Source organism: Chryseobacterium flavum, from assembly GCF_003385595.1.
GTDB lineage: Bacteria > Bacteroidota > Bacteroidia > Flavobacteriales > Weeksellaceae > Chryseobacterium > Chryseobacterium flavum.
The window spans coordinates 95,988-116,249 of record NZ_QNUE01000001.1; the positions used below are offsets into that span (position 1 = coordinate 95,988).

Below are 20,262 nucleotides of genomic sequence, written 5' to 3' on the forward strand. Positions count from 1 at the left end.
TTGATAGTTAAAAAGCAAAGCACGAGCAGCCTAAAGCTCCCCAGAATGTGTGGTAATTATTAACCGGAACATTGCTCATTCTTGCCTGGTTATGGTTATGATGATGGATATCGCAGCTTCCTGCACAGCTATGAATTTGTGAAGCTAAAGGTGCTTTTAAATCCTGTTTTGCATTTTTCTCGATTTCTTTCTGGAAGTGTCCGCCTGCAGGATAATATCCGTTATAAAGATTGGTGGGAGACCAATCCGGAAGCACAGGAATAGATGGTGGTGCATAGGATGAGAATGTTCCTTTTGCATAGACTATTTTCCCGTCTACAATGGTCATTTCCGCTTCAATATTTTTGATCTCTTCATCATCAATCGTGAAATAATCCTGATCAAGAACTGCCAGATCAGCAAACATTCCTACTTTGATATCGCCTTTTTTCTGCTGTTCCTGAGAAAACCATGCGCTGCCTTTTGTATAGAGCTCCAATGCGGTTGATCTGTCCAGCTTTGTTTCATGATACAATTGAAGTCCGCCAACAGTTTTTCCTGCAGTCAGCCAATACATGGAAACCCATGGATTGTAGCTGCTTACTCTTGTAGCATCCGAACCTCCGCCTACAGGAACTCCCATTTCCAGCATTTTTTTTACGGGTGGTGTACTTTCTGCGGCACCAGAACCATAACGGTCTGCAAAATATTCTCCCTGGTAAGCCATTCTGCTCTGGATAGCGATTCCGCCGCCAAGCATTTTCACCCTTTCAATATTCTTTTCATCAATGGTTTCTGCATGATCAAAAATCCATGGAAGACCATTAAAGGGAATATCGCGGTTTACTTTTTCAAAAACATTTAAAAACCGGGTGATGCTTTCATTGTAGGTTGCATGAAGCCTGAATGGCCAGCGGTTTTCTACCAGTAAACGGACTACTTTTTCAAGATCTGCTTCCATGTTTTCAGGCAGATCCGGTCTTGGCTGAAGAAAATCTTCAAAATCGGCTGCCGAAAATACCAGCATCTCTCCTGCCCCGTTGTGACGGTACATGTCATCGCCCTGATATAATTTTACGGTGTCGATCCAATCGCTGAAATCTTCAAATTCATGCTTAGGTTTCTGGGTAAAAAGATTATAGGCGATCCTTACAGTAAGCTGTTTTTTCTCATTCAGTTCGTTCACCACCTTATAATCATCCGGGAAGTTCTGGAATCCTCCGCCGGCATCAATGACGCTGGTAATTCCGAAGCGGTTCAGTTCTGTCATAAAATGTCTGGTAGAATTCAGCTGGTGCTCGTAGGAAAGCTTCGGGCCTTTTGCTAATGTTGAATATAAGATCATGGCATTAGGTGTTGCTATAATCAGCCCTGTGGGTTCACCGTTAGAATCTCTTTCAATATGTCCGCCTGCCGGAGCCGGGGTGTCTTTGGTAAATCCTACCGCTTTCAATGCTGCCCTGTTCATTAAAGCCCTGTCGTATAAATGCAGGATAAAAACAGGTGTTTCCGGAGCAATGGCATTAATTTCCTCCAAAGTAGGCATCCTTCTTTCTGCAAACTGGAATTCGGACCACCCTCCCACGACACGAACCCATTGTGGGGAAGGCGTACGGTCTACCTGGTCTTTTAACATTCTGAGCGCATCGGCCAGTGACGGAACGCCGTCCCATCTTAATTCCAGGTTGTAATTCAATCCGCCACGGATCAGATGGATATGAGAATCATTGATTCCCGGCACCACTCTTTTCTTTTTAAGATCAATCAGTTCTGTGGATTCATCTGCGAACTGATCTGCCAGTCCGTCATTTCCAACTGCAATAATTTTCCCGTCTTTAATGGCCACTGCAGAAACTTCCGGAGTTTCTTTATTGAAAGTGTGGATTTTTCCGTTGTATACGATAAGGTCTGCTTTCATCTTTAATTATTTGGTGTTCAACTTTGAAATCGCCTCCTGAATTCCTCCTCCGGCAACAGTGAAAAAAGATGGCCCGGCCAATAGAATCAGTTTTTTTAATTTCATTTTATCGGATAAATGCTGAGTATTTAAATAAGACTGGGCACGATAGGCGTCAAAGGCACCCAAGACCACATTTTCTGCCACCAGAGCTGTCGGAGAATCGATTCCTGCATCTTTGATATCGCTGGCAAATGATGCAGTATGTACTTGCAGTTTCAAAGCTTCTCTCATGGCAACACTTCCTACTTCTTTCATGAGTCCGGCATCGAAAGAGTTTCTGTTCCCCAGGCCGATCAACAGCAGTTTTCCGGAGGCAAGGCTTCCTTTTGGAGGATTAATTAATAAGGTTTCCAAAGCGTGTCCTTTGAACTGTCCTTTTTTACGCACTTCTGTAATAATTCCTTTTAATGCTTCATCCAGATGAACCATGCCGTTCAGTTCTTTGGGAAGCGCCGGCGGATTGAAAATATCTCCTTCCGTATACTCGAAAACACAGGCGATCTGTAAATCTGCTTTGGCAGCAGAAGGTCCCTGCACCAGCCCTACAACGGAAATTCCGTCAACAGTTCCCCATGTTTTTGAGGTTCCAATAGCTGTTTTTTCTGCAACAGCCTGTGCTGAAACGAAGTTGGTTCCCGCAGTTGCCAACACCAATGCTGTAAAGATTGCTTTTGACCAATTGATGTATTTTGAAATTGAATTTTGCATAATAAATGATTTAGTAATGATTAAAATTTGAATCCCAGCCTGATATTCCAGAAAACACCGCTTTTTGCATCCTGAATGATATCTTCAATAAAAGGCCCTTTGTGGAAATACTGAAGTCCGCTCACCAAAGAAAAATGTTTGTTGAAATTATAGGTAAAGCTGGTTAAATAAGCCGTTCCGATATACCTTTTATCTGAGCTGCTTCCGGGACGGTTCAATGCTCCGCTTGGCCGGTAAACTCCGTCGTTCAGGGAATATCGCCAGTTGAAGACAACATCCATCTGCATTTTGAGTTTGGAAGTCAGATCAAGGGTCATATACGGATGAATATCAATTAAATTGACAGGACCCACCTGCGGACTGAAGCCGAAATACCCTCCTTTTGGATATAAAGGATTAAATGTACCGAGCTTTCCATCGTTTTTTGAATGATCTCCTGATATATAATCGTTTCTCAGATTGATACTTGGCTTGAATGTTAAGTTTTCAAAGAGATATCCTACATCCACAGAGCCCGTCCAGGCACTGATATTATCGTTTCCAAAACGTCCGAACTGATAGGCAGCTTCCAGGTTATAGATAAATCCGCCGCCATATTTCCAGAGTCTTCCGCCAACCGTATGCCTTTTTTCTCTGGCAGTTCCTGCTTCAAAAACAGATTCGTCTCTACGGATTCCGAGATAATACAGATCCAGATTTCCGGCTTCAGGAATAATAATTTTGGAATAAAGTCCCCAAAGGTTAAGCTGCTTTGAAATGGTATTATCAAAAACGCCGGTCTTTATAGAGTCTGCCATCATCGCAAAAGCATCTACGGAAATATTTTTATAGGAATACATGATTTTGGCTCCTGTAAAAGACAGCCTTGCATTCGGCCCTTCTCTCACAGAAATTAATCTTCCGGAACCGTAGTCCAGCTCCTGTCTTCCCAGTCTCACTATCAGCTTCTGATCTTCCATATTCACCAAACCTACATCCAGAAAGAGGTTCTGAATATTCATCTGGTCTTCATCAATGCCTCTTGAACCGTTTTTTCTTCCGTTTTGCAAAGCACTTCTGATCTGTGAAAATATTCTGAAGTTTTTCCCGAAATGCCAGTCTGCATGAAGATCATAGCGTTGGAGAAAAAAGTCGTTGTGTCCTATGTTAAGCCTTCCCCAATCTTCGTTGTTGAAATCCACATATTCATACCTTGCCTCACCACCCAATGAGAGATAGGTATCTTTCTTTTCATTGAGAGGGAGATATTTAATTTTATCATAAAAGCTTTTGGTGGAATCTTTCAGATATTCGTAATTTTCATCATACCGCAGAAGTTTAAAGCTCTGGGAGGAGAAAGTTTCAGAACATAAAAGAACTGTCATGATAAAAGCTTTTAAAAACAGTATTGAAGGTGCAGATTTCAACATTGAAAATGGTATATGGATTTTAGTGATTCAGCATATGGTGAGCATAGTGGATTCCCAATCCGTAAGAAGCACCATATTTTTTCATAAGGTCAGTTACAGGACCATATGTTTCCTGACGTGCCCAGTCTCTCTGAAGTTCCAGGATATACTGAATGGAAGTCATAGGCTTTACTCCTGAATGGATCATTCTCTGTACTGCTCTTTCGTGCGCCTCATCGCTTACATCGCCACAGGCATCGGTAATGACGTACACGTCATAGCCTTCCTCAAGTGCAGATAATGCCGGCCCCACAATACAAACGCCTGTCCATAATCCTGCGAGAACCAGTTTTTGCTTCTTGGTTCCTGTAATGGCTTTATAAGCGGCTTCATCTTCCCATGTATTCATCGTTGTTCTGTCTATATAGCCTGAGGTTGCCATAGGATATGCTTCCTCGATTTCCGGGAAAACAGGACCTGAAAAGCTTTGTTCTGCAACCGTAGTAACGATGGTCGGAACATTGAATATTTTGGATGCTCCACACAGTACTGCTACATTGTTACGCAGTTCGTTCATAGAGATACTTTTGGTTGCAAATGCCATTTGTCCTTCAAAATCAATCAGTACCAGTGCATGATTTTCAGGAGAAAGGAGTTTTGATGATGGTTTCATAAAGTTTATTTAGATGTTATTGAGTTTGAATTTTATTGCTTAAGAAATTTTAATAATTCTTCATTGAATTTGTCTTTTTCTTCGAGGAACAGTGCATGTCCGCTGTTTTCAAAAGGAATAAGCTTAGATCCTTTAATAGCTTTGTTCATTTGCTCTGCTAAAGCATAAGCCACTATCTTGTCCTGCTTTGCCTGCATGATAAGGGTCGGAATCTTGATTTTCGGTAAATCCCCACGAAGATCTTCGTCTCTTAAGGCGATTAAAGCCTGCTCCATTGCATAAGCGGATGACTGCATTTCAATCCCTCCCAGCCAGGTACCTACCCCTGGTGAAACAGAAGTTGCGGATAAAACAAATCTTTCACCTATTGTGTTCAGTAACCCCGGTCTGTCTACGCTTACAAGGTCTACCCATTTGGTAATGTCTTCTTTTGTAAATAAAGGATAAGGATAATCCGGTTTTTTGGTATGAACAGGGGCAGCAGCAGCGAACAATGCCAATTTACTGACATGGGCACTGTTGTATTTCGCCACGTAATGCAAAGCAATTGCACCACCCATGGAATGGCCGCCCAACGTAGCATCTTTGATATCCAATTTGTCTAAAACAGTTTTGATATCAGAAGCAAACTGGTCATAATCATATTTTCCATAAGGCTTGTCCGACTGTCCGAACCCTCTCAGAGTGATTCCTATAACCCGATACCCAGCTTTGATTAAAGGAAGATACTGGTACTCCCATGAAGCATCACTTACAGGATAACCATGAATTAAAACAACCGGTTTTCCTTCTCCAAGGTCAGAAACATGAAGTCTTACATTAGGTTCCACTTCGATATATTCTGCTCTGGCTTTTGTAGATTTTGCCGTATTTTGTGCATTAATATTGGTAAGGAATACCGCTGATAAAAAAACAGCAGTACCAAAAATTGATTTTAGTTTCATTATGATGATATTTAATGGCTGATTTTTGACGGGTTTATTGTAAACATGTCAAGTGGTGATAAAGTATTGAATCAGCCGCCTTCCTTAAAAAGGGTTTCCGTTTAAAAAGAAGACAGCAGATTCAAAAAAGAAATTATCTTTTTAGTAAATATTTATGCTGCCCTTCAAGAACGAGTTCAGATTTTTGGTTATACACTCTCACTTTTGTGGTCACTATACCTTTGCCTTCCTGTGGCGTCAAATCGGTAATTTCCAACGAAGAATACAACGTATCTCCTGAATGTACCTCCTTCAAAAAATGACATGATAATTCTAAAAAGGCAATAAAAACATTTCCAAAGTAATGAGGCAAAAGAGTTGCCCCCGGTGCGGTAAAAGCCAATACCTGCAAACCGTGGACTACCGGAGCTTCATGACCGTATCTTTTTGCATATTCCACATCGTAATGAATCGGATGATTATCACAGGAAACCGTTTGAAAAGCTGAAGCATGTGCATCGGTAAGAGTCCTGCTTGGCGCTCTGAACACTTCACCTAATTTCAGTTCATCGAACGTACGGGCCGGAACAATAGCAAAATCTTCAGGATTGAATGCCGGTTCGTGAGTTTTTGAGTTTTCCATATTTTTTGGATTTGAATGGAATGATGATTATTCAGTAATAAATTCAAGAATGTCTTTGTTGATGGTCTGATGCTCAGTAGTCGGCATACCGTGAGGGAATCCCGGATACGTGATCAGTTTTCCGTTCTTCAGTAATTTGGCTGATTTTATCGCTGAATTTTCAATCGGTACAATCTGGTCATCCTCACCGTGAAGAACCAATACCGGAATGTCAACAGCTTTTAAATCTTCAGTTAAATCTGTTTCTGAAAAGGCTTTGATACCATCATAATGAGCAACAATTCCTCCCATTAATCCCTGTCTCCACCAGTTTCTCTGTACTCCGTCCTTTACGTTCGCACCTTCTCTGTTGTAGCCGTAGAAAGGGAAAGTCAGATCATAATAAAACTGGTTTCTGTTGTTCATCGTCTGTTCTCTGATATTGTCGAAGACTTCCATAGGAACACCGTCAGGATTATTCTCACTCTTAACCATTACCGGTGGAATGGCACTTATCAGAACTGCTTTCTTAGCTCTTCCATTCGAGTATTTATTTACATAACGGATTACTTCACCGCCACCTGTTGAGTGCCCGATGTGTACAACATCTTTCAGGTCTAAAAATTCAACCAGTTCTGCAGCATCAGAAGCATACTGTTCAATAGTGTGGTTGTAGATATTCTGGCTGGAACGCCCGTGGCCTCTTCTGTCATGGGTAACCACCCTGTAGCCTTTCTGTAAAAAGAAAATCACCTGTGCATCCCAGTCATCAGATGATAAAGGCCATCCGTGGTGAAACATTAATACAGGTCCTTCTCCCTGGTCTTTGTAAAAAATTTCTGTTCCGTCTTTTAATGTTAATGTGCTCATTGTTGTACTATTTTTTTGAATTAAACTTATGAGCATAATGCCAAAAAATAACCCAAAACAATAAAGCAATTGATTTTCAATATATTGATAAAAACAGCCAGTAAATTACACTACGAAATACCGTAGTTTTATGATTCAGCTATCAGTATTTATATAAAACATATAAAATGTAAGCATAGAAAACATCCAAAAACATGCGGTACAAATCTAAAATTCATGCTTACATACGATTAAAAACAAAAAAAAATCAGACTCAGGTCTGATTTTTTAAATATATACTATTTGTAATACCGGAAAGTTATGATGAGTCGTTATTCTGCCTTTATTTGTGACAGATCAATACCCAGTTTTGTAAATTCTTCCTGTCCTTTATCTGTAATATAATAGTGACGGTCTGCAGGATTTTCCTTGGCAATCCAGCCTTTCTCAACGAATTGTTCTAAAAGAAGCTGTCCCAGTTTTCCGCCGATATGCTCATAGCATGTTTTGGCTGGCTTTCTGCCAGTTGATGTATTCATATTATTAGTTTATTAGTTTAAATTGGTGTTATATGGATGTACTAATTCAAATGCAGATAATCCTTAATCGTTTTCAGAACTCCGAAGCTGTCATTGGTACATGCTTCAAAATTAGCCACCTGCTTTACATTCGGATGGGCATTTTGCATGGCGTATGAATATTTTGCATTCTTCAGCATTTCTATATCGTTCATATAATCCCCGAAAGCCATCGTATTTTCAGGAGAGATGCCCAGCGATTTCTGGAGAATTTTCAGGGCATTTCCTTTATTGATATCCTTATTCATAACATCCAGCCAATATGCTCCTGAAACCACTACTTCCAGACCGAATTCTTCAAATCTTTTCAGCGCCGGATACAGATATTTTTCCGAGCCATCCGGATGGTATACTGCTATTTTGAAGGCGGTATCATCAATTCTTTCTGTAAGATCGTCTTTTTTCATATTTTCAGTATAGTACTTTGAGAAAAAGTCTACAAACTGCTGATCTTCAGTTTCATAATACGCCATTTTTTTAGCTGATAATACGGCTTTGGCACCCGGTATTTCACGGACCGCTTTAATGATGTCAACAATATATTTGTATTCCAGCGTATCAGCGAAAAGCTCCTGATCTTTATAGATGACATAGCCTCCGTTTTCAGCAATAAAACCGATCTCACTTTCTATTTCTCCGAAATAATGGGTAATTCCCGGCATCTGTCTTCCGCTTGCCGGCACAAATACAATATTTCTTTTTTTCAGTTCTTTATAAACTTCTGAAAACTCGGGGCTCATTTCATGGCTGGAGTTGAGAAACGTTCCATCCATGTCCGTCACAATTAATTTAATCTGTTCCATAATTTTATCGGGAAAAGCGAAATTCTGTACCTGACAGCATCATAATTTGCTTATTCTTTTCAAAGATATTGATTTATTATTTTTTCTTGTAATGAATGGTGGAAAGGTTTCTTAATATTGCGGCACTTTGTTCCGGGGTGATATCCCGTTGAGGCTCAGCCAGCATTTCGTATCCTACCATAAATTTTTTAACTTCCGCACTTCTGAGCAGCGGAGGATAAAAGTGCATATGAAAATGCCATTCCGGATGTTCTTTGCCATCTGTAGGAGACTGGTGAATTCCTGCAGAATAAGGAAATGACGTTTCAAAAAGGTTGTCATATATTGTGGTCAGATCCTTGAGTATGGCTGCAAAAGATTCTTTTTCCGCTTCAGAAAATGCCGCAATATTTTCTCTTTTCTGTTTGCTGATCATCATTGTTTCGTATGGCCACGATGCCCAAAACGGTACCAATGCGGCAAAGTGTTCATTTTCTGTGACAATGCGCTCACCAGCTGTTATTTCCTGCTCAAGATAGTCTTCCAGTAATGTTCTTTTATTTTTTTCAAAATACGATTTCAGCTGATCCTGGGTTTTCTGAACCATTGCCGGAATGGACGACTGTGCCCATATCTGACCATGTGGATGAGGGTTGCTGCAGCCCATGATGCTTCCTTTATTTTCAAAAATCTGAACATAATTGATATGATCCAGAGCGGACAGCTCATTGAACTGCTCCTGCCATACATCCACTACATTTTTGATGTGTTCCACAGACATTTCCGGCAAGGTAAGGCTGTGATTTTCAGAAAAACAAACCACCCTGTTGATCCCGCGTTCCGGAAGAAGGGTAAAAAATCCGGAATGATTTCCAGAAAACTCAACTTCTTCATTCAGCAATGCTCCAAAGTCATTGTTAAAGACATAGGTTCCCTTGTACTCAGGGTTGCGGTCTCCGTTAGCACGGATATTTCCTGAACAGAGATAGCAGTCCGGATCATATTCGGGACGGTTTTCTTCTGCTGATTCTTCTCTCTGCCCCTGCCATGGACGGTTTGCCCGCTGTGGAGAAACCAGTAACCATTCATCCAAAAGAGGATTGTATCTTCTGTGGGGATGTTTTTTAGGGTCAAATGATGTATTCATTGGTGTATTCTTTTATCCCGTCTGAAATTTTAACCTGATAAACTTTCATCTGGATATTAAAACTTTCCAGATATTTTTCACTGATAGCCTGAATTACTTTTTCAGCTTTATCTTCCTGAATCAGGTTGATGCTGCACCCTCCGAAACCTCCTCCCATCATTCTTGCTCCCAGCACACCTTCCTGCTGCAATGTGTTTTCAACCAAAAAATCAAGCTCATTACAGCTGACCTCAAATTCAGTGGACAGCCCGGCATGGGTCTCTGTGAGAAGTGTTCCCAGGTATTCAACATTTCCTGCTGAAATAGCTTTTGCCGCCATTTCTACCCTCTTTATTTCTTTCAGTAAGTAGAGGCATCTTTTGTGTGAAACACTTCCCATTTGCTCTTTAACACTGTCAAGCATAGTCGTGGTAAAATCCCGGAACTTCTCTACTTCGGGGAATTTTTTCCATAAGACTTTTTTACCGTGTTCTACATCTTTACGCCTCTCATTATATCCGGATGTCAGATGACTATGTTTTACACAGCTGTCAAAAAGCAATAAGCTGTATCCTTTAAGGTCAGCATCAAAATATTGATGTTCCAGGGAATTACAGTCGAGCATAATGACCTTATTTTCCTTTCCGAAAACGGAGGCAAACTGATCCATAATTCCGCACTGAACTCCTGCAAAAGTATGTTCTGATTTTTGCCCGATCACCGCGATTTCTTTCTTGGTAAGATGCAAATCAAAAAGTTCATTGAGGATATAGGCAAACCCGCATTCAAGAGCTGCTGAAGAAGAAAGTCCGGAGCCCATCGGAATGGTGCTGCTGAAAACAATTTCCATTCCGCAAAACGGGTTTTCCTTTTGCTGCAGCTGGCTGAAAACGCCCAGAATATAATTCATCCACATCTGCTGGACCGGCTTTACCTCCTTTGTAACATCAAATGTATATTCTTCTCCGAGATCCTTGGCTATGATTGTACAAAGGCTTGTCTGAGGAAGTTTACGGACAGCAAAACAGATGTATTTATCTATAGCAGCAGGAAGTACAAATCCATCGCTATAGTCTACATGCTCACCAATAATATTAATTCTTCCGGGAGAAAGGAAAATGTGTTCAGGCTCTTCTCTGAATTCGGCTCTAAACTTTTCTAGGGTTGGGTTGATTAACTGTTCATGCATATCAATCTTATCTGATCAAACAGATCCTGGGGATCTCAAGTATAAAACTACTGAATTTATAACAGAGAAATTTATACTTTTTAAAAATATTATTTATAAGTGTTAAATATACACTTATATTTTAATACATCATAATGCTTCACAGAAATTTTAGATAAGCTTATCAATTACTCCATGAAGTAATTAAATTCTTTACGGTATTGTGAGGGGCTTTTTTGGATATATTCTTTAAAAGTCCTGTTAAAATAGCTGAAGTTATTGAACCCCGATTCAAAGCAGACTTCCGTAATACTCAAAGGCTGTTCTGCCAGAAGCTTAAGGGCATGGGTAATTCTGTATTCGTTGACAAACTGTGTAAAGGTTTTATTGGTAATTTTTTTAAAGTAACGGCAAAAAGACGGTACTTTCATATTGGCAAGATCAGCCATCTCTTCGAGGGTTATGGCTTCTTTGAAATGGTCTTTAACGTAATTGAATATGAGATTGATTCTTTCATTGTCTTCAATCTGTGTCTGCAGGTAATATTTTCCTGCATTTAAGATCCTGTAATCCTGAGTCACAGACAGTTCATCCAAAATTTTCAGAAACCTGCACAGCTTGTCGAGGGAGCAAGCATCATGCATCTCCGTAATCTCTTTCCCGATTGTTTTCTTCACCTCTTCCCCGAATACGATTCCTGCTTTTGACTTTTCAAGCAGTGCAGAAATCCTTTGCATCTCCGGAATATTCCAGATCGGTTCTCCTAAAAAATCAGGCTTAAACTGAATCACCATTTCATACTCATTATGCGTACTTTCATTGGTCAGTCCGCAATGCGGAAGATTGCTTCCTATCAGTACAAGATCTCCTTCTGAAAAATAAGTGATACTGCTTCCGATCTGTCTTTTCCCGGAACCTTTGCATACAAAAATCAACTCAATCTCAGGATGGTAATGCCAGACATGTGATTTTATATTCTCATTAGTCAGAAATTTAAGGCTGGTAAAACTGCTTCCTATAGTAGGTCTTACCGCCTCAAAAGAAGGATTTACATGTTTCATAGGCCAAATACAAATAATTTCATATGCAAAATTAACAAATAATATAACAATATCATTAAACAAGGTTAATATAGTACATCAATATGAAAATTTAATTATAGCCTGAGAATTATTGCTGCCATAGCTTTGCAATAGTAATCCTAAAAGCCTTAACCCATGAGCACATTATTAAAAGCCGTATTTTTTGCAGGGGCCTTATTGGTTTCAGCAAATGTAATGAGTAAGGACAGAGATTTTTCCCTTTCCTTTGGAAACATACAAGACAAAACCTTGAATTTTGAGCTTTCAAATGCTAAAAGTGTTTCTGTTTTTGTTTATAACACTGCCCATGACGAACTATTTTCCGAAAATCTTGCAGATGGAGATCATGTGATCAAGACTTATGACTTCCAGAGTTTTACACCCGGAACGTATTATCTGGTAGCAGAATCAGAAGCAAAAATTGAAAAATACAAGATAAAAATTAACGCTGAAAATGTAATGGAGGTGGAAAAAACACCTGTAAGCGCTGTGCATAAGCCTGAATATACGATTTCCGGTCATATGGCCAAGCTTCACATGTCTGATGTAAAAGGACCCGTAAGCATTTCAGTATATGATCTTTCCAATACAACATATTATACTTCGAACAAAAAATATGCTGACGGCAAGGTGGATATCACTTTTGATCTTGATCCTAAAACAGCAGATCAGTATATTATCCAGGTTGAAGAAAACGGAAATGTTTTTAATAAGATAATTTCTCTCCGATAAAGCGGAATATATACAGATAGATTGACCTATCGATCATTCCAATTATTTTGGATTAAAATTTTACTTACAGTTTATTGTTTTGAGGCAGCTCATTTCCAATCAGGAAAAAGAGCTGCCTCATTTTTTAATTGTGATGACCCATGTTCAGTTTAATCTTTTTCAGATCTTCCAGTTCGTGAACAGGACGTTCTATATCATAAGGTATAGGTCTTTTGGAAAAAGTCTGGAAATACAGCAGGCAGGCATCTTTCCACCATACCGCATCTTTAGATTGAATTCTAAGTTTTGACTGAACATCGGCAAATCTCTGTTCATCAATATACGGTTCCATTCTATCCCAGATTTTCTGATAATCCCTTACTTTTTTTACTCCTGAATCATACGTATAGCACAGCTCATCCCACAAAGATTTTCCATCTTTCATTGTATAATCCCACGGAACATGATGAAACCAAAGAATAAGATTCTCCGGGCAGGTTGAGATATTTCCGTATCTTTCATTCAGTGGCGGAAAATACTGTGAAACGGCATTACTTCCTGTTTTTGTCCTGTTAAAACCTACTCCTTTAGCATCAGCCTGATGGTAATAGACAGGGGACCAGTCCGGTCTTCCGCCTTTATAATCTCCCCACGGTTCAGGGCCGTAGTGATGACCTCCTGCAAAGATATGATGAAGTCCTAAAGGCATCATGTAATCCACAGCAGTTTCTCTGGAAGAAAGCATCATTTCTTTTACCGGATTCAGGAAGTTCTGATCGTCTGTGAAGGTCATTTTAATCCATTCATCAGCAATCTGCTCTGAACTCAGCTGATGATTCCATGCTAATCTGCCGAATGCATACCAGTTGGCCTGTGCAAAATGATGTCCGGTCCAGTTCGTGTTTTCCCCGATATTGGCAACGGCTGAAATGGCTGTCAATTTTGCAGGTCTTAAGGTGCCGTCTGTAATTTTTGCAATCGTGGATCCCTGTCCGTCAGAATAGGTGTCGCTATCCAGTGTTTCTTTGAATAAAGGTGCCAGAAAAACCAGATGATTTGAAAAGCCCAGATATTCCTGAGTGATCTGAAACTCTACCATTTCAGAAGTTTTTCTCAAAGCTCCGAAAAGTGGATTAAAAGCTTCACGCGGCTGGAAATCAACCGGCCCGTTTTTGATCTGAATAATCACATTATCCCTGAATTTACCGTCCAGAGGGACAAACTCCAGATAAGCCTGTTTGGCTCTGTCGTCTTTGCTCGGACTGTAGACAAAGGCTCTCCACATGACGATCCCGTTGTAAGGTTTCAGGGCATCAGCCATCATATTGGCTCCGTCTGCATGGGTTCTTCCGTAATCCTGAGGACCCGGCTGTCCTTCGGAATTGGCTTTCACCAAAAACCCGCCGAAATCAGGAATTAATCTGTAAATTTCAGCTGCTTTATCTTTCCACCACTTTTGTACGTCTTTATTCAATGGATCTGAATTTTGTAATCCGCCCAGCACTTTAGGTGAAGAAAAATTCACGGAAAGATATACCTTGATGCCATAAGGCCTGAAAATATCGGCCAGAACCTTTACTTTTTTAAGATAATCTTCCCTAAGCATATTGGGTGATGCATTCACATTATTCAAAACAACGGAATTGATTCCTACAGAAGCATTGGCTCTTGCATATTCTTCATAACGCAGCGAAACTTTCCCGGGTAAATCTTCCCATTTCCAGAGTGATCTTCCGGCATAGCCTCTTTCAATACTTCCATCCAGATTATCCCAATGATCCAGAACCCTTACATCGTATGAGGGCTTTTCTATCGTATTTAAATGAGACAGGTCGGCTTTTGTCTGCTGTAATCTTAAAATATGATAGACTCCATACAACAGTCCTATTTCTTTGCCCGCAGAAATAACAATTTTTTCAGGCGTGGAAACAATCCTGTAACCGTCTTTCAGGTTTTTTTCTTTGTTTTCGGTACGAAGTTCCACCGTCTGTCCCTGCCAGTGGCTGCCCAGCTCTTTTCTGGCAATATTCAGGGTTGGACTGCTGCCTTTGGAAATAATTTTATCTGCTGATATTCCGTTTTTTGCAGGAAACCGAAGCCAGAGCTGACTTCCGTCCTCCGCGAAAACCAGTAAAGGAAATATCAGAAAAAATAGAATGTTGAGTCTCAGATATCGCATTGAAAAATTTTAAATTAATTAAAGATGGCTATGACTGGTCATCAAGACCTTCAATCGTTTTGATTTTACCTTCGTGATCATATTCCAGTTCAACAACCTTCATACTTCTCAGCCATGTTTTACCACCACTCGGAACAGAATCATGGAAAAACAGATACCATTTTCCTTTGAACTCCACGATGCTGTGATGGGTTGTCCATCCTACCACCGGAGTAAGAATTTCCCCCTGAAAAGTAAACGGTCCGTAAGGATTATCCCCGGTTGCATAGCAAATCAGGTGGGTGTCTCCTGTAGAATAAGAAAAATAATATTTACCGTTGTACTGATGCATCCATGATGCTTCAAAAAAACGGTGCTTATCCCCATGAAGCAGCGGTTTTCCGTTTTCATCGATGATGACAACGTCTTTAGGAGCTTCCGCAAATTCAAGCATATCATCGCTCAGCAGAGCTACCTTTGAATGGATTGCGGGTTCATCATTTTCTGGAATTATAGCAGATTCAAGTGCCTTATTATCTCTGTAACGCTGCAATTGTCCGCCCCAGATCCCTCCGAAATACATATAATATTTTCCTTTATCTTCAAAAATGCAGGGATCGATGCTGTAGCTTCCCATCATCGGATGTTTTTCAGGGATGAAAGGTCCGTAAGGTTTATCACTCACGGCAACACCGATTCTGAAGATATCATTCTGATCCTTCAAAGGAAAGTACATATAATACTTCCCTTCTTTAAAGGCTACGTCGCAATCCCAAAGCTGTCTCCCTGCCCATGGAATATCTTTTACCGAAAGCACTACGCCATGATCTTTAATTTCTCCGCTGTCTACATCATCCATTGAGAAAACATGGTAATCATTCATGTCAAAATGGTCTCCGTTATCGTTTTCTTCAATTCCGCTTTCGCGGTCGTGAGAAGGATAAATATAGATTTTATCTTCAAAAACGTGAACGGAAGGATCTGCCATATAATCTTCCGGGAATAAATATTTTGATTTTTTCATTAAGTAAAAATTCTATTGATTTTAATTTTTCTCTGCCAGTTTTATTATTTTTTGTACTACAGGTTTTTCCTGATCTTTCCTGTCAAACAGCAACGGGTAATCTGTTCTTCCTTTCACCGGAAAATCGTTTTTCCAGGACTGCTTATCGGTAACTCCCCATAAGGTCACCCTTCTTATTTTATCTTTATGTTGCAAGAACAAGCCAAAGAAATCAAGGTAACGTTTTTCCCATTTCATTTCTACTTCCCTGGGAAGTCCTTTGGTATAAGGATTCATTTCTTTCTGATAAGCAACAGTATCCGAAACATTGGCAGAGCTTCCCCATGGAGAAGGCAGTGCACTGATTTCCAGTTCTGTAATATTGACTTTAACTCCGGCATTGGAATAAGCCAGAATTGCTTTTCCATATTCATCGATAGAAGGGTTATCCATTCCGACATGGGCCTGCATTCCTACTCCGTCAATACGAATTCCTCTTGATTTAAGTTTTTCAACCATTGTAATGACTGTTTTTACCTTTTCAGGATACCATTCATTATAATCGTTGTAGTATAATTCTGCATTGGGATCGGCTTCCTGTGCATACTGAAATGCCAAAGGAATAAAATCTTCACCCAGGATTTCGTAAAATTTACTTTTTCTATAGGTTCCGTCTTCAAGAATGGCTTCATTCACCACATCCCATCCTTTTACTTTCCCTTTGTAACGGGAAACTACCGTTGTAATATGGCTTTTCATGCGCTGTTTCAATACTTCCGGAGAAACATCCTTTCCGTTACTGTCTAAAAAGAACCATTTTGGAAGCTGTGAATGCCAGATTAATGTATGCCCGATGATGAACATATTGTTTTTTATTCCGAAATCAACAAATTTATCGGCGTCATCAAAGAAGAACTTTCCTTCCTGAGGCTGCAGGAACATAGATTTCATACAGTTTTCAGCGACAACAGAGCTGAACTGATTTCTGATAATGGCTACCGCTTTTTTATCTGTCCCGTCAATCTGGGGAAGGCTCATGGCAGTTCCGATATAGAATTTATCCTGAAATGCTTTTTTTAAAGTACCGTCAGATTTCTGCGCCGACAGCCCGGAAGCGGTAAGAGCCGCCAAACCAATTAAAATACGTTTCATAGTAATTTTTTTATTTTCTTCTTTCAGCCAGATCTTTTTCAATCTGAACTTCCATTTTTTTATTGATTTTGTAAAATAAAAGCAGTCCGCAGGCAATGAAGAACGGAATAGACGGGAATATGCTCACGAGCATTTTCGCTCCTGCTGCCACTGTTTCAGGCTGAATCACCTGTTCGCTCCCGTGTACGGAAATGTATCCGTATTTTCCAATGATCAATGCCACCAGAGAGCTTCCTATGCTGAGACCTACTTTCAGTCCTACCATCATGGCAGAAAAGATGATAGCGGTAGCCCTGCGGTTGTTCTTCCATTCCGAATAGTCGGCCACATCAGCAATCATCGCCCACAAAAGCGGCGTGCTGATTCCGTAAAAGAACCCGTGTAAAATCTGTGACAGGAACATAACCCCCACTGCTTTCGGAGGATAAAATATAAAGAACAGGATAAACAGTGTAGAGATGAACAATGAGGCGATAAAAGTGTCCCTTTTTCCAAATCTGTCTGCCAGTTTTTTAGAGAAGGTAATGCCGACAATCATCATCACAATTCCTCCTGCATTAAACAATCCGAATCCTGCAGACTTGGGATCTTCTCCAAAGAAATTCATCCCTGCAGAATTAAAAAATGCTGTAATAGGTGATATAAAGTTCTTCAATGCATTTTCATCCACATAGTTGTTAAAATAATATACGTAAGATCCTCCTTTCATGGCCAGCGTGATGAATATAAATGCTGTCACGGTAAGCATAATAATCCACGGTCTGTTCTGGAATAAATCTTTTAAATCTTCTTTCAGACTTGATTTCTGCTCCGGCTTGGGAATGATTCTTTCTTTGGTCGTAAAAAAGGTAATCAAAAGCATGATGGATCCGATCACCGCCAGCCATGTCATAACGGTCTCAATTCCCTGTGCTTTGTCTCCATGTCCTACATATAAAATGATAGGAAGCATAAATACCTGTACAAAGAACTGTGCAAACATCACCGCTACAAAACGGTACGAAGAAATACTGTTTCTTTCTCCCATATCTCCCGTGATAACGCCACTCAGAGCAGCATATGGCAAATTATTGGAAGCATATAATAACAATAATAATGAATAGGTAACCGCAGCATAGATCATTTTACCCTGATAGGAAAAGTGAGGTGTACTGAAGGCTAACAGAGCTGCAATACCAAGCGGTACAGCGGTAAATAAAATCCATGGACGGAATTTCCCCCATCGTGAGCTTGTACGGTCTGCCAACGCTCCGATAAGCGGGTTAAAGCCAAACCCAGCAATTAAACCTACCGTAAGGGTGATAACAGAAGCATCTTCTGCTTTGAGTCCGTAAATATCCGTATAAAAATAGGTCAGGTAGGTGACTAATGTCTGAAAAACAAGGTTGGCTGCCAGATCTCCCAGGCTATACCCTACTTTTTCTATTACCGATATTTTTTGTGGCTGATGATCCATTGATTGTAATAAGGTTTTCTATGTTAATTAATTTTTTTCTGTTGTAAAAGGTGAAGCAGGAAGTCCGCTTTTATTTTTAAGGTTGCCGTCCGGGTTGTCTGCCCAGTCGTAACGTACATTAACAGGACTGGTGACCTGATCATTCCATACCATCACTTTATTTCCTTTTGCTTCTGCTTTTGCCCATTGGTAGCTGCCATCTTTCTGTTGTATGGCAAAACCTTTCAGTTCTCCCTGTACCAGATCATCTGTTCCGGTTTTAAAGGATAAAATAATGGTATTGCCTTCTGTCTTCATCGACTGATAAACGGGTCCATCAGCTATGATTTTTTTGCCCTCCCCGATTTTCAGGGCCTGCAAAGCCAACCTGTCACCTACTGCTTTTTTATTGAGCGGATGAATATCGTTCCATTCTCCCACATCAATCGTTACCGCAAGTCCTGAATAAGGAACATTAAGAGAAACCTGTCTCTGCTGTTCTCTCAGTTCAGCCCAGTTGCTTTCAATCGGTTCATCTTTTTTCTCCATGAAATTGGCCAGCTGCACAATGAAGAACGGCAGATCATTCTTATTCCATTTTGAACGCCAGTCTGAAATCATTGTTGACAATAAATCTCCATATTCTTTTGGTTTCCCGGTATTGCTTTCACCCTGGTACCAGATAAATCCTTTGATTTTATAATTGATCAGCGGATTAATCATCGCATTGTAAAGACCTACCGGTTTCCAGCGGATAAATGTTTGTCCGGGAGCCATTTTTTCCATTCTTGCTCCTATTTTATATTTCCACTCGCCTTTAAGGTCTGTTTTTTGTCCGTCAATTTCCAGATAATACGGTTTATCAGCAATAAACTGTCCTTTTCCGCTGCCGTTGATGACTCTTACCGTAATGATATTCTTTCCTTCTTTTAAAACACCCTTCGGAATGTCGTACCAGCGTGGCGGATATTCGTAGGTTACATTTCCTACTTTTACTCCATTAATGTAGGTAATATCAGCATCTTTTATTCTTCCCAGATTGAGAAATGCTGTTTTCTGATCCACTCCTTTTGGCAGGATAATTTCTTTACGGAACCATACCGAACCGTCAAACGAATCTTCCTGATCTTCCCATGATCCCGGAACCATCATGGTCTTCCATCCGGAATCATTGGCGTTATCTTTTTCCCAGTGCTGATTGAACCCAATATCACTCTGATCCAGCTCTGCATACCATGCTTTGCTCAATGATCTTTCCTGGGATTCTGTAGATTGTATGAGGTCATCATTTTTCCATTTTTCTGCTTCCGCAAGATATCCCGGATACTTTTTCAGTGATTTTTCATCCATCCAGGCCTGAACCGGAGAACCTCCCAGACTGGTATGAATGATTCCTACCGGGACTTTATTTTTTTCATTCAGTTCTTTGGCAAAGAAATAGGCAACCCCGGAAAAATCAAGAATAGTCTGAGGATTGGTACTTTCCCACTTCCCTCCGTCAAGATCATTTTGCGGAGCTTTAAAATTGTATTTCTGCGGAACTGTGAAGAATCTTATATTCTGATTATTGGCGTTTTTAATTTCGCTTTCATAAAGAGGTGTCAGCCTGCGCATCGGAAGCTCCATATTGGATTGTCCTGAAGCTACCCATACATCACCAATGAGAATATCTTTAAGGGTGATCTCATTAATCGTCATGGTATATGGGCCTCCGGCATTAAGCTTTGGAAGCATAAGAGCCCAGTTCCCATTCTGGTCTGCTGTTGTATGATACGCTTTATTGACAAATTTAACCGTAATTTTTTCTCCTGCATCTGCATATCCCCAGATCTTAAGATCCTGGTTTCTCTGAAGGATCATTCCGTCTGAAACCAAAGCAGGCAGCCTTACTTTTGCATCAAAACCGCAAATGGCTGCAAGAAAAAATAATAAGTATAAGGTTCTATTTTTCATGGGAAAAATCTG

18 protein-coding genes are annotated in these 20,262 nt (G+C 40.2%); 1 reads left to right on the forward strand and 17 read right to left on the reverse strand.

The genetic code is table 11. The features are described from left to right. Positions 1-7: 7 nt before the first annotated feature. The 12 genes from DRF59_RS00460 to DRF59_RS00515 form a co-directional block, all read right to left on the reverse strand. Entirely contained in the window at positions 8-1,897 is a 1,890-nt protein-coding gene (locus tag DRF59_RS00460; protein WP_115956336.1) for an amidohydrolase, read from the reverse strand. 6 nt (positions 1,898-1,903) lie between these two features. Continuing rightward, the gene (locus tag DRF59_RS00465; protein ID WP_115956337.1) at positions 1,904-2,647 is read right to left on the reverse strand and encodes a M17 family peptidase N-terminal domain-containing protein; all 744 of its coding nucleotides are present in this window, start codon (positions 2,645-2,647) and stop codon (positions 1,904-1,906) included. A gap of 20 nt (positions 2,648-2,667) precedes the next feature. Next, positions 2,668-4,011: an alginate export family protein gene (locus DRF59_RS00470; protein ID WP_241505451.1), complete on the reverse strand. Its 1,344-nt coding sequence runs from the start codon at positions 4,009-4,011 to the stop codon at positions 2,668-2,670. Positions 4,012-4,075: 64 nt separating this feature from the next. Then, on the reverse strand, positions 4,076-4,708 hold the full coding sequence (locus DRF59_RS00475; protein WP_115956339.1) for a hydrolase: 633 nt from the start codon (positions 4,706-4,708) through the stop codon (positions 4,076-4,078). A gap of 32 nt (positions 4,709-4,740) precedes the next feature. Beyond that, positions 4,741-5,652, reverse strand: coding sequence for an alpha/beta fold hydrolase (locus DRF59_RS00480; RefSeq protein WP_115956340.1), 912 nt, complete (start codon positions 5,650-5,652; stop codon positions 4,741-4,743). A 133-nt stretch (positions 5,653-5,785) separates the two neighbouring features. Then, complete coding sequence (locus tag DRF59_RS00485; protein ID WP_115956341.1) at positions 5,786-6,274, reverse strand: MaoC family dehydratase; 489 nt, start codon at positions 6,272-6,274, stop codon at positions 5,786-5,788. 27 nt (positions 6,275-6,301) lie between these two features. Then, positions 6,302-7,123, reverse strand: a complete 822-nt coding sequence (locus DRF59_RS00490; protein ID WP_115956342.1) for an alpha/beta fold hydrolase — start codon at positions 7,121-7,123, stop codon at positions 6,302-6,304. A gap of 311 nt (positions 7,124-7,434) precedes the next feature. After that, a complete protein-coding gene (locus DRF59_RS00495) occupies positions 7,435-7,641 on the reverse strand; it encodes an ArsR family transcriptional regulator (protein WP_115956343.1) in 207 nt (68 codons plus the stop codon). Between the two features lie 41 nt (positions 7,642-7,682). Continuing rightward, positions 7,683-8,483 carry an HAD family hydrolase gene (locus DRF59_RS00500; protein WP_115956344.1) on the reverse strand — a complete coding sequence of 267 codons (801 nt, stop codon included), beginning with the start codon at positions 8,481-8,483 and terminating at the stop codon, positions 7,683-7,685. A gap of 76 nt (positions 8,484-8,559) precedes the next feature. Further along, positions 8,560-9,609, reverse strand: coding sequence for a UDP-glucose--hexose-1-phosphate uridylyltransferase (locus DRF59_RS00505; RefSeq protein WP_115956345.1), 1,050 nt, complete (start codon positions 9,607-9,609; stop codon positions 8,560-8,562). After that, positions 9,593-10,777, reverse strand: a complete 1,185-nt coding sequence (gene galK / locus DRF59_RS00510; protein WP_115956346.1) for a galactokinase — start codon at positions 10,775-10,777, stop codon at positions 9,593-9,595. The genes DRF59_RS00505 and galK overlap by 17 nt, the downstream gene beginning before the upstream one ends. Positions 10,778-10,944: 167 nt before the next feature. Beyond that, positions 10,945-11,817, reverse strand: a complete 873-nt coding sequence (locus tag DRF59_RS00515; RefSeq protein WP_115956347.1) for an AraC family transcriptional regulator — start codon at positions 11,815-11,817, stop codon at positions 10,945-10,947. A 156-nt stretch (positions 11,818-11,973) separates the two neighbouring features. On the opposite strand from DRF59_RS00515, the gene DRF59_RS00520 reads away from it, so the two are divergent. Further along, positions 11,974-12,570 carry a hypothetical protein gene (locus DRF59_RS00520; protein ID WP_115956348.1) on the forward strand — a complete coding sequence of 199 codons (597 nt, stop codon included), beginning with the start codon at positions 11,974-11,976 and terminating at the stop codon, positions 12,568-12,570. A 124-nt stretch (positions 12,571-12,694) separates the two neighbouring features. Here the strand turns inward: DRF59_RS00520 and DRF59_RS00525 are convergent, their stop codons facing one another. Genes DRF59_RS00525 through DRF59_RS00545 form a run of 5 tightly spaced genes read right to left on the reverse strand, consistent with a single transcriptional unit; the run spans position 12,695 to position 20,250 of the window. After that, positions 12,695-14,728, reverse strand: coding sequence for an alpha-glucuronidase (locus DRF59_RS00525; protein ID WP_115956349.1), 2,034 nt, complete (start codon positions 14,726-14,728; stop codon positions 12,695-12,697). Positions 14,729-14,756: 28 nt separating this feature from the next. Continuing rightward, complete coding sequence (locus DRF59_RS00530) at positions 14,757-15,731, reverse strand: glycoside hydrolase family 43 protein (protein WP_115956350.1); 975 nt, start codon at positions 15,729-15,731, stop codon at positions 14,757-14,759. Positions 15,732-15,752: 21 nt separating this feature from the next. Next, positions 15,753-16,862 carry an endo-1,4-beta-xylanase gene (locus DRF59_RS00535; RefSeq protein ID WP_115956637.1) on the reverse strand — a complete coding sequence of 370 codons (1,110 nt, stop codon included), beginning with the start codon at positions 16,860-16,862 and terminating at the stop codon, positions 15,753-15,755. Between the two features lie 10 nt (positions 16,863-16,872). After that, positions 16,873-18,318: an MFS transporter gene (locus tag DRF59_RS00540; RefSeq protein WP_115956351.1), complete on the reverse strand. Its 1,446-nt coding sequence runs from the start codon at positions 18,316-18,318 to the stop codon at positions 16,873-16,875. Between the two features lie 27 nt (positions 18,319-18,345). After that, positions 18,346-20,250, reverse strand: coding sequence for a sialate O-acetylesterase (locus DRF59_RS00545; protein WP_115956352.1), 1,905 nt, complete (start codon positions 20,248-20,250; stop codon positions 18,346-18,348). Positions 20,251-20,262 lie beyond the last annotated feature (12 nt).

Excerpts from the sequence above, each read along its gene's own strand:
- DRF59_RS00465 (WP_115956337.1), bottom strand. The coding sequence starts at position 2,647 with ATGCAAAATTCAATTTCAAAATACATCAATTGGTCAAAAGCAATCTTT.
- DRF59_RS00540 (WP_115956351.1), bottom strand. The coding sequence starts at position 18,318 with ATGGATCATCAGCCACAAAAAATATCGGTAATAGAAAAAGTAGGGTAT.
- DRF59_RS00505 (WP_115956345.1), bottom strand. The coding sequence starts at position 9,609 with ATGAATACATCATTTGACCCTAAAAAACATCCCCACAGAAGATACAAT.
- DRF59_RS00520 (WP_115956348.1), top strand. The coding sequence starts at position 11,974 with ATGAGCACATTATTAAAAGCCGTATTTTTTGCAGGGGCCTTATTGGTT.
- DRF59_RS00460 (WP_115956336.1), bottom strand. The coding sequence starts at position 1,897 with ATGAAAGCAGACCTTATCGTATACAACGGAAAAATCCACACTTTCAAT.
- DRF59_RS00470 (WP_241505451.1), bottom strand. The coding sequence starts at position 4,011 with ATGACAGTTCTTTTATGTTCTGAAACTTTCTCCTCCCAGAGCTTTAAA.
- DRF59_RS00535 (WP_115956637.1), bottom strand. The coding sequence starts at position 16,862 with ATGAAACGTATTTTAATTGGTTTGGCGGCTCTTACCGCTTCCGGGCTG.
- DRF59_RS00495 (WP_115956343.1), bottom strand. The coding sequence starts at position 7,641 with ATGAATACATCAACTGGCAGAAAGCCAGCCAAAACATGCTATGAGCAT.
- DRF59_RS00545 (WP_115956352.1), bottom strand. The coding sequence starts at position 20,250 with ATGAAAAATAGAACCTTATACTTATTATTTTTTCTTGCAGCCATTTGC.
- DRF59_RS00525 (WP_115956349.1), bottom strand. The coding sequence starts at position 14,728 with ATGCGATATCTGAGACTCAACATTCTATTTTTTCTGATATTTCCTTTA.
- DRF59_RS00530 (WP_115956350.1), bottom strand. The coding sequence starts at position 15,731 with ATGAAAAAATCAAAATATTTATTCCCGGAAGATTATATGGCAGATCCT.
- DRF59_RS00490 (WP_115956342.1), bottom strand. The coding sequence starts at position 7,123 with ATGAGCACATTAACATTAAAAGACGGAACAGAAATTTTTTACAAAGAC.
- DRF59_RS00500 (WP_115956344.1), bottom strand. The coding sequence starts at position 8,483 with ATGGAACAGATTAAATTAATTGTGACGGACATGGATGGAACGTTTCTC.
- galK (WP_115956346.1), bottom strand. The coding sequence starts at position 10,777 with ATGCATGAACAGTTAATCAACCCAACCCTAGAAAAGTTTAGAGCCGAA.
- DRF59_RS00485 (WP_115956341.1), bottom strand. The coding sequence starts at position 6,274 with ATGGAAAACTCAAAAACTCACGAACCGGCATTCAATCCTGAAGATTTT.
- DRF59_RS00480 (WP_115956340.1), bottom strand. The coding sequence starts at position 5,652 with ATGAAACTAAAATCAATTTTTGGTACTGCTGTTTTTTTATCAGCGGTA.
- DRF59_RS00475 (WP_115956339.1), bottom strand. The coding sequence starts at position 4,708 with ATGAAACCATCATCAAAACTCCTTTCTCCTGAAAATCATGCACTGGTA.
- DRF59_RS00515 (WP_115956347.1), bottom strand. The coding sequence starts at position 11,817 with ATGAAACATGTAAATCCTTCTTTTGAGGCGGTAAGACCTACTATAGGA.